We start from the raw sequence: 14,002 nt of genomic DNA on the forward strand, positions 1-14,002 counted from the left end.
GAGAATATCGCGCACGCGGCATCGGCGGCACATATCCTGATTCCATGGAGTCCGTCGACGTCGTCATCCGCTCGGTCGACGCCAAGGACGTACATGATCCGCAGAAATTGGCGTCGATCTGGGTTCGCTCGACTGACCTGCGCGACGGATGCGCGGAACCGACACGCGTGTCACGGGCGGTGGACGGCATTCGGCGAAGGATCGAACTGGACGATGCCCGTGCTCTCGTGGCCGAGTGCGCGGGCGACATTGTCGGTTTCGTACTGTGCGCCGTTCAGGGCGACGTTCTGGAAGTCTTCTATCTGGCAGTCGATCCGGAAATGTGGGGGCGGGGGATCGCCACATGCTTGCTGCACGCGGTCGACACTCATGCCGGTTCCGTCGGATGCGATACCTGCGAGCTGTGGGTAATCGACGACAACGAACGTGCCGTCGGTGTGTACGAGGGCGCAGGATGGCTCAGAACGGATATGACGCAGATGGACACGGGTTCTCGTCGACTCGAGCGGAGACTGTTCCGTCGGACGCCCGGCAGTCGCGGTCACGTCCTCTTGCGATGAAACACGTTCGCGAAATCTAGCTTTCGTCGAATTTCGATGAGGCGATCGACGTTCTGGCGAGGCCCGCCACGACCGACCCGACGACCCACTCGTCGCCTGATATCTGGCGCTTGCCCTCACCAGCGCCGGAAAGGCGGTGCCTGCCGTTGCTCTCCTTCTGGAAACGGCGGTGAACCACATAGCCGACGAGCCCCTTCAGAACGGCCGGTGGGCGCTGACGAATTACGCCCAGGCGCTGCGGTACGGGTACTGGTCACCGGAACCAGGCACACAAGCGACGTCCGCTGCGGCGAGTCGAGCCCCGTCCAACGATCGCTGATCAGTTTCGGTCGACTCCGCCTAAGAGGTACCGAGATTCGGACGCGTTGCGGGGTGCACTGGGAACAGTCCAGACTGAAGCAATCATGACGAACGACGACTTTCGAGCAAATCCGCGCACAGTGAGGACGAGACGGACTGCACCGCTGGAGGCTGCGGTCGAACTGACGTCCAGTGGCGTACCTGTTTCCGAGCGTGACTTCTTCATCGAAGAGTTCCGTGGGGTCACCATCGTGGTTGCCTTACCCGTCGTGAGCGCCGCTGGGCTGCAAGCAGTCAGCCGCACGGTGGGTGAGTTCGGTACGGGGGATACGCGGTTCATTTTTGTCGTTCCTTCCGACTGCGTTTCGAAGACCGCCACTGCGATCGGTGGTCTGGCCATGGACGGTTCGACGGCGTGGACCGACGAGGCAGTTGCCCGTCTGTGGCTCGCTATCGCGGACTCGGAATGCGTCGTGATCGGGACCGAGGCTTCCGACGTCGCGCGCACGGCCGGGTCTGTAGCTGCAAGCGTTCGGGCATCCAAGATGGTGCTCACCGATCCGGGCGGCGGCTGGGGGACTCCACCTCGAAGCTTCGCGGATATCGACGTGCACCGCGAACGTTTGTCCAGTCACCTGGCCGAACGAGGGCTCGAGGATTTCCCGTACGCGGCACAGGACGCGCTTGCAGGCGGTGCATACAGCGTAAACCTCTGCCGTGCAGAAGATCTCGAATTCGAGCTGTTCACCTTCGACGGCCGCGGCACCGTCCTGACCCAGGGGCGGTACCTCCATTTGGCCTCGCTTCAGGTGGACGATTTTCCAGCAATCGAGGCGCTGGTCGCGCAGGGAGTCCGCGAAGGGGTTCTCAAGCGGCGCAGCCGAATCGAGATCGCGAGGATGGCTGCCGGAGGGCTCGGTGCTCGGGTTCTGCGCACTGGGCACCTGGCCGGCATCGTCGGACTCGAGGTGGACCGATACGCCGGGACAGGATTCGGCGAGGTGTCGGGCTTGATCACGGTCGCAGAGTTTTCCGGTCTCGGCGCTGGGGGCCTACTGATCGACGGATTGATGGATCTCTGTCGCGAGCGGGGGATCGCGAACCTGTTCGCAGTGACCGTCAGCGGTGAGGCTGCAGCTTTCTTCGGCCGACGGGGATTCCGTGAAGTGGGACGCCAGGATGTCCCTGCCGCGAAATGGAATCACTACGACGCCGATCGGCTGGAGTCCGCTCGTTGTTTTCTGCGGTCTGTCCCGGCAACCGCGGGGAGTGTTTCCCAGGGCACGTGAAGGCGAGTGTCGGGCAAGTTCACCGGTGTGCCGACCCAGTGTTGACCTTCCCCCTGGGGGAGGCGTCACCGTGATGTCATGACCACAGAATGGGATGGACTCCCGGACACCGTACAGAAGTTCATGACCGCACTCGACGCCCGCCAAGGCACCCGAGCCCTCACCGTGTTCACCGCAGATGCCGTGGTGACCGATGAGGGCCACGACCACTCGGGCCGCGACGAGATCGAGGCCTGGCTGACCGCCTCGGTCAGTGAGAGTGAGTACACCTACACAACAGAGTTCACCGGAGCGACCACGACCGGCAACACTGTCGACGTCACGCAGCACCTGGAAGGAAATTTCCCAGGGGGAGTTGTCGATCTGCACTATCGCTTCACCCTGGACGGCGCACTGATCAACCGGTTGGTGATCGAGCCATGAGCAGACGATGGTTCATCACCGGTGGCACACCAGGCGGCTTCGGTATGGCGTACGCCGAGGTGGCGCTGGAGGCGGGGGACCGCGTGGTACTCACCGCCCGGCGTCCAGGGGAACTCGCCTCGTGGGCCGACAAGTACGGTGACAGCATTCTCGTCGTGCCCATGGATGTCACCGACGCGGCACAGGTACTGCGGGCCGTACGAACAGCCGAAGAGCATTTCGGCGGCATCGACGTGCTGGTCAACAACGCAGGCCGAGGCTGGTACGGATCGATCGAGGGAATGAACGAAACCTCGATTCGGGCGATGTTCGAGCTGAATTTCTTTGCAGTACTGTCCGTCACGCGAGCAGTGCTACCAGGTATGCGCACCCGCGGAAGCGGGTGGATCGTCAATGTGTCCTCGGTGGCCGGGCTTCTGGCGGCGGTCGGATTCGGCTACTACAGCGCCACGAAGTACGCGATCGAGGCCATCACCGACGCGCTGCGCCAGGAGGTCGCCGGGCAGGGTCTCTCCGTGTTGGCGGTCGAACCAGGGGCTTTCCGCACGAACGCTTACACCGGATTCGCCGACGAGCCCGTCGCGGAAGCGATTCCGGAATACCACGACATGCTGGACGAGGTCCGTGCCGCTTTCGTCGGCATGAACGGGGTGCAACCGGGCGATCCGCGTCGCGGTGCCCGTGCGGTGATCGCAGCGATGGCCCAAGACCCGCCGCCACGCCGGCTGATCCTGGGTAACAGCGGGTACGACGCCGTGATCGACGCGCTGGAACAGAACCTGGGCGACATCCGGTCGAACGAAACGCTTTCTCGTAGCGCGGATTTCCCCGCCTGACCGAGCTCGCCGATTACACATTCGATACCGCCTGTCCGCTGCACTGACTGACCGATCCAACGGTGATGACGGCCAGGTCGTCCTCGACGACCTGCCCATCGTCACTCCACAGCAACAGCGATTGTCGCTCGCGGATCAACGCCCCCCGCCCACGGTCGGCATCTGACCGCTCAGAGAGCGTGGAGTCAGCCGTTTCTGGTCGGACCCGTCGGGGTTCATCGATGCAATCTCAGGCTGAGAGCCGGTAGCGACGTCGGTCACCAGTTCACCCGCCTGTGTGACCGCCCGGTCGTACAGTATGCGCGAGCCGTCGGGCGTGAACTTCGGATGTACGGCGTAGGTATCGGTGAGGGGAGTGATCTCCCCTCCGCCGGAGGGCATTGCGTAGATCTCGGAGCCGTTGTTACCGCCTCGGTTACTGGAGAAGACGAGTGTCGACCCGTCGGGCGAAAAGGCCGGGTCGGAGTTCCAGAACTGGTCGCGCAGAAGCACTGTCGATTCTCCGCCGTTGACAGACACTTCGTTCAGGTAGCCGCCGGTGACGTAGACGACCCGTGAACCATCCGGGGAGAATGTCGCTCCGAAGGCCGACTCTTCTTGCGCGATGACGTGTGCGTCGGATCCGTCCACGTTCATGATGTCGATGCTGCCGTTCGAGGTAAATGCGATCTTGGATTCGTCCGGTGAGAAAGACGGTTCGTAGCCACCTTCGTGCACCGACCTCGATTCACCCGACTCGAGGTCGAGGATCTCGATGAACCGGCCTCGGGCGTACGCGAGTTGCTCGCCATCGGGGGAGAGGGCGGCGTCGTTCCCGTAGTTCGGGTCGCGGCTGTCTTCGCCCACGGTCGGGGTGACCTGACGCAAGCCGGAGCCGTCGATGTTCATGACGAACAGCTGGCCCCATCCGTCGTCGAAGGCCACGACCACCGGTGTCGGCTCGGGTGGAGGGTCGTCGGCGCATGCTGCCGCGAGCAGTGTCAGCGCGACGAGCGCGGAGATCTGCCGGATTCGATGCATCGGGCAATCATCTCAGAATCGCAGTATGCAGAACCCTGGTACGCGGCCCTGCCGGACGTTGAGGTCGTGGCTCCCTGCCCACCCGTATTTCCGAATGGGCAAGGAGCAGCGCGGCCGAGCCGCACTCAGTCGGCGACCAACTGCGTCGACTCGAAGTACCCACCTCGAGCACGCTCACGTTGTCTGCCGATGACGTAGCGGCCCGGGGCAATTCCGATGGCTCCGTGTTCGGGGTGGATCAGGTAGGCGGTCACTGTGTTGTCGAGAATTCCGAGTGCCAGACGCCGCGTATCGCTCACCGGTGTCGACCACGTGCATCGGCCGCCGTCGGCTACGAGGCTGTGGGGATTTCCGCCCGCTGCGCTGCGCAGCAACTCGATTCCGGACAGGGGCACGGCGTCGATGCGCGTCCAAATCCCGGTGGAGACGACGCCTTCGAGCAGCGCATACGGAACGACGATGAGGTCGCCTTGGGCTTGCATGCCGTCGATGATCGGCACCGAGATCTCCTTGTCGAGATAGTCGAAGACATCGAGGCCGGTCATCGATGTCAATGCGGACAGAGTCATGTTCTGATTCATCTGAGTCACCTTGTGTGAGAGTAGGTTCAGGTTCGGCGGCGCAATTGGGCGTAGTTTTCTCCGCTGAGGCCGTAGGTCCAGCCTGCGGCGTCGAGGGCCGAGGAGAATTCACCTGGAACGTAGAGGCCGTAGCGTCTGCGCTGGCCGTCACGTTCGCGAGACCCATTGACAGCGAGAAGCACTCGACCCTCGCCTCCCCAGCCGGCGGGGGTGGCGAACAGCTGCAGGATGCAGCCCTCGTTGCCTGGATCGTCGGAGTTGTCGACCAGCGCGAGTCCTGCAGCGTCGATGTAGTTGTCCCACCCGATGCGTTCGATTGCGGAGCGGCGGATCTCGACGTTGCGTTCGACGGTGATGCGTTCGACGCTCGGGTCGAGCACCACCCAATCCGGCACAATTGTGCCGTTCAGGACGTATGCCGCACTGCCGTCAGCGAATTGGAGCGCCGGTTCGTCGTGGTGGTGCAGCCGTCGTTCACCGTGTACTCGATCGGGAATGGGTTCGGAGTGCAGCGCGGTCGGTCGTTCGGACATGACGCAGACGTCGTCGAACGCCCACCACCATCCCGTCGATTCGGTCAGGGCAACAAGTGCGTCGAGCAGGTCGTTGTCCTGTGGTTGGAAGGTTGCGAGGCCGAGGCGGCGGTATATGTCGTAGTAGGCGATGCGGTGTGCTTCCTGCTGGCCGTACCAGGGGATTCCGCCGACAAGGGGCGGCATCAGTGTCCTGATTGCTGCTGCGACGCCGTCGAACAAGCTGGTGCGCAACGAGTCCCACACTGTCGATCGGATGATCGGGTTGAGTCCGATGCCCGCGCGGACCGACATTTCGGGTGGCTGATTTCGTACCGCAGCCGCTGTGCGACCTTGGGCTGCTCTGAGCGCCTGAGACCGGATCGTCATCGGCCACCGGGGCGGTGGCCGTTCGCTCACCGGCAACCGAATGCATGCGTCCATTCGGGACCGTGAAATGGAGAGCAGTGTCGCGATGCGAGCCGATGCACAGGTGGGGCCCTCGACGGCAAAGGTTGCAGCGTAAGCCAGGTTGTCCTCGGCGATGCGAGCCGCTGCAGCAGCCGGAGACAGTTCCCATACGAAGCGGGGAACGGGGAGGTCGGCATGTCGATACAACTGTGCCACAGCAGATTCGGCAGAGTGTCGATCCGATGGTCCGGCGCGCATTCCGTAACCGAGATAGGTGTCGCGCTTGGACATGACACTGCGAATGAGTTCTGAATGGGGGTCTTCGATAAATGTCCCGTGCGACGACGAAGTCGAGGGGATCCGCACGGCGCTCACGCGATGGAGGCTGTGTCAGCCTTTCCGGTAGTCATACGAACAGAGTGACATAAATGTTGCCTCGCCGCTAGTGTTGACTTGCTTATTCATTGAGGGCCATTGCATTTCGCCGGCGACGCGTCTCCCGGAAACGCGAGCGGGGTAGCGTTCCGTGTCATTGAGTTTCCTGTCGGGCCATGTCGATTTGGATACGTCAGACCTACGAACAGACTTGGAGACCATCACCGTGAGCGATCGAAACCCCTCGACAGACGACGACTACGACACCGGCCTGGAAGAACCCGCCATCGACGGCGATGAACCAACGTCGACCCGTGAGCTGATCGAAGACTCGCGGCCCGATTCCAACACGGTTGACGACGGGCTTCTCGCAACCGACACGGAAGAGGCAGTGCCAGGGGAAGGTTGGAACTCGCACGGAAACTAGGCAGGCCAGTAAGGGCGCGAACTGTACGATCGGTCAGCCTAAGTTGACATAATGTTGATTATCGGCAAAACAACGTAGCTGGTCGACGTTGTCGATCATCGTCGAGTTCACGGTTTCGATCCACCATCAATGCTCTGGGGTTCTTCGTCCTACATCCGTGGACTTGCCCGGTGACCGTCCGTGCGTCCGTGCGTCCGTGCGTCCGTGGGTCCGTGGGTACCGATGAATGCTTGCGGACTACCGACCCGATGTTCTTCAGTCGCCTGCGTTGTCTATTTCGCTGTAATCGCACTGATGCTTCACTCTTGCTTTGTCGCCGCGATAGTCCCCCTGTGAAGAACTTATTACGTCACTGTGACGTTTCGCCATAGCCTGGCTGGCCTTGCAGGTCACGAGCACCGACGTCACATGAAGTGTGTCGACCCACAAGGCCTGTTGTCGTCGGACATTGCTGCCAAGGGGATTGCCGGCACGTACATGCGGGCGGGTCCATCGACTCGTCGCAACAGGCTCACTCCCCTGGGTCATGTCACGCTGTCCGGACGGCGGGGCTTGTCGGACTCGGGGTCGACCGCGTCGCCCACGGGATCTGGTGCACCGTGTCCCACTTGATCTGCCAATTCCAATCCGGCACCGGCATAGACGTTGAACGCGATGTCCACACCGTGTTCCTTGGCCCACTGAACTTCGTCGTCGTAGCGGGCGACGGCCGCGACGGTTCCGCTGAATCCGGATTCGCGGAGACAGGCGAGTGCTGTGACGTTGGCTCCGTGACGTGGCATTGCCAGCACCGCGATCCGCACCGACTCCGAGTGCCGCAGCTGATTCCAGAAATCGAGATCGGTTGCGTCCCCTTCCAACACTCGCAGACCCTGTTCGGCGAGTCGACGAATCCGAGGACCGTCGTAGTCGACCCCCACCACGCTGAGTCTGTAATGCTCGGTGAGTCGCTGATACGCCGCGAAGCCGACACGCCCCATTCCGATCACGACGACCTCGGCGTCGCCCGCGTCCCCGGAGCGTTCCTCCGGGTGCAGGCTCTGATCGTCCTGATCGGGCAATCGCGCCGCGATCTTCTCCACCATCAGGTGTCCCCGACCGTTCACCAGGGCCGACACGACGAAGCTCAACGCCACGGCAATCGACATTTCCACCAGCCAGGCCGGTGCCAGCAGCCCGGTCGTCACTCCGACCGAGACGACGATCAGACCGAACTCGGAATAGTTCATCAGGCTCAGTCCCGCGAGCAGCGCGGTTCGATACCGCAGTTTCATCATGGCGAACAGCGCCAGGTACAGCACCGATTTGAGCGGCAGTAGGAGCACCATCAGCAGGGCGACGCCCAGGCTGGGAACATCGGGCAAACCGGACAGGCCGATGGAAACGAAGAAGCCGACCAACAGCAGTTCCTTGATATGAAACAGCGATCGGGACAGCTCGGAGGAAGCCGGATGCGACGCCAGGAGAACGCCGATGATCAACGCTCCCAGGTCTCCTTTGAGCCCCAGTGCGGAAAACAAGGCGTAACCCGGAACGAGGGCCATCACGATGCCGAAGAGCGACTGCATCTCGCCGTGGCCAAGCCCGCTCCACACCCTCCGGAGGATTCGTGTCAGGGGCCACAGGAGTACGAGAGTCACCGCCCACGGACTGGGCAGTGTGCCGCTGGTGACGGTAAGGAACACCACGGCAACGATGTCCTGCATCACGAGCACTCCGATGGCCACACGACCGTAGAGAGCGTGCGATTCACCTCGTTCTTCGAGAACTTTGACGACGAATACAGTGCTCGAGAACGACATGGCGAAGGCGAGCAACGCAATCGTCGTTGTGCTCTGCCCGGACAGCATGGCCATTCCGGCGACGGCCGCGAGCCACAGGACGGTGGTACCGAGCACGACGCTGAAAATCAGATGTATCGACGTCGTCAGCCACACTTCTCGGCGCAGCAGAATCCGCACGTCCAGCTTGAGACCGATCGCGAACAGCAGCAATGTGACACCGAGGTCTGCCATCAGTTCGAGTTGGGGCATCTCACCGACGTCGAGAGCATTGATGACGAAGCCGGCCGCCAGGAAGCCGACCAGTGGAGGTAGCCGGACAGCCATGGCGAGTCCGCCCAAGCCGAAGGCGATGACGAGGTAGATCGCGGCAACTGTCATGCACGGTCTCTCTGCTGGTGGGTCGCAACCGGATCTCCAACGGATCGACGACATCGGCACATGCAGTCGGAGTGACCCAAGTATCCCGGCATTCCGGCTATTTCACAGCGCACACAGTCCGCGGACGACAACGGCGACCGGCGAAGGTGCACCTTCGCCGATCGCCGTTGCTGCGATCGAGTGTTCGTCCTCTATCGGTCGGAAGGTCTCAGAGCTCGAACTCGGCCGGATCGATTCCCACAGCAAAGCATGCATTGCGGACGGCAGCCTTCTCGTGATCGTCGAAATGACCGTCGGCACCGCCGATGATGATGCCGATCTGAATGACGGCTCGCGCCTGGTCGGGCTTCGATTTCAGCTTGCCGATCGTGGCAGTTGCTTCGACCTTCCCGAAGTCGAAATCGCCCTGCAGCTTGTCGCAGTACCAGTCGAACTTCTGACGAAGTTCGTCGGATTCGAACACCCGCAGGGCCTCGTTACCGGCGATCAGGGCTGCCGTCTTCTGACGCTCGGCAGGATCGATGGTGCCGTCTGCTGCCGCGATGAGCGCACACATGGCCATGCTGCCGTTGGCAAATTCCTTGTTCTTGAACTGGCTGGTCTTGGTTTGCAGCTGCCCGTTCAGTTCCTGTGCCTTGGACTTGAGTTGATCCCAGAACGCCATGGAGCTCCTCTTCGTGTTCTTTCATCCGCGCGCATGCGCGAACCCCGTCCATTGTCCACGGTGCCGGTGAACGAGGATGGAACCACAGTTCGGTGAGGGCGCTTCACCAGCCGTACCCTGCTGTTCTACTCAGCGCAGCCGCTCCGCATCGCGCGCCTTGGTCAACAGCTCGGCACACAAGCGGTGCAACTCCGGGATGTCGGCACCTTCTGTGACCGCGGTGCTCACGTCCTCGGCGGCGCAGCGGACCTCGAACGCGCGATCGGCCGCCGCCGACGCCTCTTCGGCCGTCAAGATGACGGCGTCGTCGGGAATCGAGGTTTCCTTCATCGCACTGCGCTGCTCGTAGGCACGTTGGCGACACGACTGACGGCAGTACCGTCGCTTGCGTCCGGTTCCGGAGTCGGCGACAGGGCGTCCGCACCACGTGCACGTCTGGTCACGGCGAGTTCTGACGGACATGGTCGTTCAGCCTACTGCGACAGGAAGGTAGGATGCATTCACCAGCTGCGCCGATGGCATCGCACCGGGGCTCATCGGCCCGGGGAACGAACCGACGCGCGGCGACGTTGTAGATCAGTGGGTAGACGGTGTAGCTCGGTGTCGACCGATGACACCGACTCGCGTACCTACTATCGATGGAGAGGACTTCACCATGGCAGATCGTGTACTTCGAGGTAGCCGACTCGGAGCCGTGAGCTACGAGACCGATCGTGATCACGACCTGGCGCCTCGCCGCGTTGCACGCTACCGATGCGACAACGGTGAGGAGTTCGACGTCCCCTTCGCCGACGACGCGGAAATCCCCGGCACCTGGGCTTGCCGTAACGGTCTCGAAGGGTCGCTGATCGAGGGAACCGCGCCGGAGGCCAAGAAGGTCAAGCCGCCGCGCACCCATTGGGACATGCTGCTCGAACGGCGCTCGGTGGACGAGCTGGAAGAACTCCTCAAAGAGCGCTTGGATTTGTTGAAGGTCAAGCGCCGCGGAGCATGAGAATCGTCGTCTGCACCGCCTGATTGGAAACAATCCGGCGGTGCAGTTTTTTTGTGCTATTCCAACTCGACGTACGTTCCGGATGAGGGCGGTGTGTTTGTCGTCGCGCTTTCGCGGGTTCCAATACTGTTGAGTGGCGGTGAAACCGCGCGAGGTGTCATGATCGAGCATCGATTACCGCGCAGGACGTAGATCGGCAATGGCTGCCGTAACAATTGTCGGTGCATTCCGATAATCATCACCACTGGAGTCGAAACATCAGGGGGCAGTAACTCGTGAGCCAGGATTCTGATCAACGCTCCAACGACGCCCTGCGCGTAGCTGCCTCCGAGGCGAAATCCGAAGGTCATCGCGCTGCAGGTGAGCAGAAGCTTGCCGAGCTGAGGCGTGAGTTGGACGGAATAGACGAAGTTCTGCGCGCTGCAATTCGAGACCGTATCGATGTGTGTGTCCGAGTTGCACACGTGAAGCGCGAACATTCCATTCCGATGATGCAACCCGGTCGCGTCGGTTTGGTGACCGAACGCGCGCGAGAATTCGCGTCCGCAAATGGCCTGTCCCCCGACTTCCTCGAAGAGCTGTACCGATCGATGATTGCCGAAGCATGTCGTGTCGAGGACTTGATCATCGACTCTCCGGCTGCCGGGCTCGGCCCCGAGAGTGAACGGTAGAGCACGTCGATGACCATCAACACACTCCTCGTGGACAACTACGATTCGTTCACCTACAACCTGTACAGCCTGCTGGCCGAGGTCAACGGCCGTCCGCCGACAGTGGTCAAGAACGACGTCGAATGGACGTCTCTGAACTTCGACGCCTACGACAACGTCGTCATCTCCCCCGGGCCCGGACGCCCTGATCTGGAGCAGGACTTCGGCATCAGCAGTCGAGTGATCACCGAATCCGGTCTGCCGATTCTCGGTGTATGCCTCGGGCACCAGGGGCTGTGCCACCTGTTCGGTGGCAGTGTCGATCTCGCACCGGCACCGATGCACGGCAGGATCACCGATATCACTCATACCGGTGTCGATCTCTTCGCCGGAATCCCGTCTCCCTACTCGGTGGTTCGGTATCACTCACTGGTCGTGACACGCACACCCGCCGACTTCGAGGAAGTCGCATGGACACCCGACGGCTTGGTGATGGCCGTTCGGCATCGCAGCAAGCCGATGTGGGGAGTGCAATTCCATCCCGAGTCCATCAGCACCGAGTACGGACGCGAGCTGCTCGCCAACTTCCGAGACCTGACATTGGCGCAGTCCAACGCATCGAGTGCTGCAGGTACCCAGGATTCGATGTTCACCATCGAAACTCGCTCTCTCGACGAGGCTTTCGATCCCGAGCAGGTTTTCGCCACGCTCTACGCCGACGGTAAGAAGAGTTTCTGGCTGGACGGCAGCGCAGCACTCGAGCCCGAATGCAGGTTCACCGTCATGGGCGATTGCTCGGGGCCGCACGCCGAGTACGTGACCTACTCCGTTGCCGAGACCATGGTGTCCGTGCAGGGTGCCGACGGTACGAAGGAGCGCGTTCACTCCACGTTCTTCGACTACATCGACGATCGATTGCGCGAGCGCGCCACTCCCCCTCGCCACGACCTTCCGTTTGCCTTCGGACTCGGCTACGTCGGATATCTCGGCTACGAGTTGAAGGCCGACACCGGCGGACAATTGGTGCATACAGCTGCAACCCCCGATGCCTCCATGGTCTTCGCGGATCGCGCGTTGGTCTTCGACCACGAGGCCGGCACCCTCTATCTGATGGGATTGGCCACCACGCCCGGTGACCCCGTCCTGGCGCAGTGGTTCGACTCGACAACCGCCACACTGCGCGGCCTGTCCGGTCGATCCGCACAGGCGGCCCGCTCCGACATGGGCGCGTCCGGTACTCCTTTGCTCGGAGCAGAGCACTCGCTCGAACCGCGACTGCGGCACGATCGCGCCCACTACCTCGATTTGATTTCCCAGTGCCTCGCCGAAATCCGCTCCGGTGAGACCTACGAGGTCTGTTTGACGAACACCGCTACGTTGGCGGGTTCGATCGACCCTGCGGCAACGTATTCGTTCATGCGGGAAATCAACCCGACTCCGTACAGTGCGTTCTTGAATTTTCCCGAGGTGTCGGTCTTGAGCGCGTCACCCGAGCGCTTCCTACGAATCGACGCAGACCGCATCGTGGAGTCCAAGCCCATCAAAGGAACTCGTCCACGCGGAGCGACTTCCGAAGAGGACAACGCACTCAAGGCCGACCTCGTCGCGAACGAGAAGGACAAGGCCGAGAACCTCATGATCGTCGATCTGGTCCGCAACGATCTGGCTCAGGTGTGTATTCCTGGTTCGGTGCATGTGCCGAAGCTGTTCGATGTCGAGACCTATGCCCCAGTGCATCAATTGGTGTCGACGGTTCGCGGTCGCCTGCGTGACGACGCGTCGGCGGCGGACTGTATCCGCGCTGCGTTTCCGGGTGGATCCATGACCGGGGCCCCGAAGATCCGCACCATGGCGATCATCGACAAGCTCGAAGACGGCCCGCGCGGAGTGTATTCGGGTGCCATCGGCTACTTCTCGATCACGGGCACTGCGGACTTCTCGATCGTCATCCGCACGATCGTCGCCACCGAGCACGAGGTGACCTACGGGGTCGGCGGTGCGATCGTGGCACTGTCCGATCCCGATGAGGAGTTCGAGGAAACGATGGTCAAGGCCGTGTCCATGCGCCGGGCGCTGACCGGCCGAACGTAAAACGGAGGGTAGGGCGCTTGCCGCCCTACCCTCCGTGTCGTGTGCGTCTGTAAGCGCTTGTCGCGTCTTACGGAGTGGTGAAGTACTCGAAGACCGCGGGCTGTGCCTGCGGGTTGCCGTTGGCCGTTCCGATGACCGCGCCGGCGACGGTTCCGATCACAGTTCCGATGATGCAACCGGAAATGAAGTTCGGGAAGATGGACACGCAGCCGATGGCGAAGCCGAGGCCTGCACCGATTGCCGTACCGACGCCGCCGCCGTTGTTCCAGCCGATTGCCAGCTGGTTGACCATGTTGTCGAACGCCTGCTGCTTGGTACGAGGGCCCACAGCGTCGGCGACGGGAACAGTCTGCGGAGTCAAGGTCAGCTCGCGACCCTCGGCACCGATCAGGGGTGCGATCGAGTAGACCGTGCCGTTGATGGTGTACTCCAGCGGAACCGATGCGAGCGTGGCACCGGACTGATCGATGATCGACACTGTCTCGCTCGTCGCATCGACCCGGAACAGCCCGGCGTCGAGGATGGTCTTGACGGATCCATCCGGGTTGACCGACGTCTGGTAGTTAACCGTGTCCGACGACGGATCTGCTACGGCGTGGCCCGCTCCGGTGGCTACCGCAGCGGTCAACGCCACCGCGACCGTAGCTGTTCTGATCAGTTTCACTTCTGTCCCCTGGTTGGTAGTGACGAGCATTCGACCGCATTGG

Annotated in this window: 15 protein-coding genes; 8 read left to right on the forward strand and 7 right to left on the reverse strand. The window is 62.1% G+C overall.

Annotation, left to right across the window (positions count from 1 at the left end):
• Positions 1 to 44 precede the first annotated feature (44 nt).
• The 4 genes from CH286_RS21595 (at position 45) to CH286_RS21610 (ending at position 3,408) form a co-directional block, all read left to right on the forward strand.
• Complete coding sequence (locus tag CH286_RS21595) at positions 45 to 560, forward strand: GNAT family N-acetyltransferase (protein WP_176458309.1); 516 nt, start codon at positions 45 to 47, stop codon at positions 558 to 560.
• A gap of 404 nt (positions 561 to 964) precedes the next feature.
• On the forward strand, positions 965 to 2,149 hold the full coding sequence (locus CH286_RS21600) for a GNAT family N-acetyltransferase (RefSeq protein WP_094610420.1): 1,185 nt from the start codon (positions 965 to 967) through the stop codon (positions 2,147 to 2,149).
• A 78-nt stretch (positions 2,150 to 2,227) separates the two neighbouring features.
• On the forward strand, positions 2,228 to 2,572 hold the full coding sequence (locus tag CH286_RS21605) for a nuclear transport factor 2 family protein (protein WP_255182736.1): 345 nt from the start codon (positions 2,228 to 2,230) through the stop codon (positions 2,570 to 2,572).
• The gene (locus tag CH286_RS21610) at positions 2,569 to 3,408 is read left to right on the forward strand and encodes an SDR family NAD(P)-dependent oxidoreductase (protein ID WP_094610349.1); all 840 of its coding nucleotides are present in this window, start codon (positions 2,569 to 2,571) and stop codon (positions 3,406 to 3,408) included. The genes CH286_RS21605 and CH286_RS21610 overlap by 4 nt, the downstream gene beginning before the upstream one ends.
• 135 nt (positions 3,409 to 3,543) lie before the next feature.
• Here the strand turns inward: CH286_RS21610 and CH286_RS21615 are convergent, their stop codons facing one another.
• From CH286_RS21615 to CH286_RS21625, 3 genes are all read right to left on the reverse strand, one after another.
• Positions 3,544 to 4,428 carry a PD40 domain-containing protein gene (locus tag CH286_RS21615; protein WP_094610350.1) on the reverse strand — a complete coding sequence of 295 codons (885 nt, stop codon included), beginning with the start codon at positions 4,426 to 4,428 and terminating at the stop codon, positions 3,544 to 3,546.
• 125 nt (positions 4,429 to 4,553) lie between these two features.
• Positions 4,554 to 5,009: a hypothetical protein gene (locus tag CH286_RS21620; RefSeq protein WP_094610351.1), complete on the reverse strand. Its 456-nt coding sequence runs from the start codon at positions 5,007 to 5,009 to the stop codon at positions 4,554 to 4,556.
• Between the two features lie 26 nt (positions 5,010 to 5,035).
• Positions 5,036 to 6,307, reverse strand: coding sequence for a DUF6745 domain-containing protein (locus CH286_RS21625; protein ID WP_094610352.1), 1,272 nt, complete (start codon positions 6,305 to 6,307; stop codon positions 5,036 to 5,038).
• A 226-nt stretch (positions 6,308 to 6,533) separates the two neighbouring features.
• On the opposite strand from CH286_RS21625, the gene CH286_RS21630 reads away from it, so the two are divergent.
• A complete protein-coding gene (locus tag CH286_RS21630) occupies positions 6,534 to 6,734 on the forward strand; it encodes a hypothetical protein (RefSeq protein ID WP_141215883.1) in 201 nt (66 codons plus the stop codon).
• Between the two features lie 524 nt (positions 6,735 to 7,258).
• On the opposite strand, the gene CH286_RS21635 is transcribed toward CH286_RS21630, so the two are convergent.
• The 3 genes from CH286_RS21635 to CH286_RS21645 form a co-directional block, all read right to left on the reverse strand.
• Positions 7,259 to 8,896 (reverse strand): cation:proton antiporter family protein, encoded by a 1,638-nt coding sequence (locus CH286_RS21635; RefSeq protein ID WP_032403442.1) that lies wholly within the window; start codon positions 8,894 to 8,896, stop codon positions 7,259 to 7,261.
• A 208-nt stretch (positions 8,897 to 9,104) separates the two neighbouring features.
• Complete coding sequence (locus tag CH286_RS21640; RefSeq protein ID WP_027497122.1) at positions 9,105 to 9,560, reverse strand: tellurite resistance TerB family protein; 456 nt, start codon at positions 9,558 to 9,560, stop codon at positions 9,105 to 9,107.
• A 129-nt stretch (positions 9,561 to 9,689) separates the two neighbouring features.
• Entirely contained in the window at positions 9,690 to 10,022 is a 333-nt protein-coding gene (locus tag CH286_RS21645; protein WP_032403441.1) for a hypothetical protein, read from the reverse strand.
• Positions 10,023 to 10,215: 193 nt separating this feature from the next.
• On the opposite strand from CH286_RS21645, the gene CH286_RS21650 reads away from it, so the two are divergent.
• From CH286_RS21650 to pabB, 3 genes are all read left to right on the forward strand, one after another.
• Positions 10,216 to 10,554, forward strand: a complete 339-nt coding sequence (locus tag CH286_RS21650) for an RNA polymerase-binding protein RbpA (RefSeq protein WP_027497120.1) — start codon at positions 10,216 to 10,218, stop codon at positions 10,552 to 10,554.
• A 275-nt stretch (positions 10,555 to 10,829) separates the two neighbouring features.
• Positions 10,830 to 11,225 carry a chorismate mutase family protein gene (locus CH286_RS21655; protein WP_176458310.1) on the forward strand — a complete coding sequence of 132 codons (396 nt, stop codon included), beginning with the start codon at positions 10,830 to 10,832 and terminating at the stop codon, positions 11,223 to 11,225.
• 9 nt (positions 11,226 to 11,234) lie between these two features.
• Positions 11,235 to 13,295 (forward strand): aminodeoxychorismate synthase component I, encoded by a 2,061-nt coding sequence (gene pabB / locus CH286_RS21660; RefSeq protein ID WP_094610354.1) that lies wholly within the window; start codon positions 11,235 to 11,237, stop codon positions 13,293 to 13,295.
• Positions 13,296 to 13,362: 67 nt separating this feature from the next.
• On the opposite strand, the gene CH286_RS21665 is transcribed toward pabB, so the two are convergent.
• Positions 13,363 to 13,959: a hypothetical protein gene (locus CH286_RS21665; RefSeq protein WP_032377910.1), complete on the reverse strand. Its 597-nt coding sequence runs from the start codon at positions 13,957 to 13,959 to the stop codon at positions 13,363 to 13,365.
• Positions 13,960 to 14,002: the final 43 nt, after the last annotated feature.

Source organism: Rhodococcus sp. WWJCD1 (assembly GCF_002258735.1).
Taxonomy (GTDB): Bacteria; Actinomycetota; Actinomycetes; order Mycobacteriales; family Mycobacteriaceae; genus Rhodococcoides.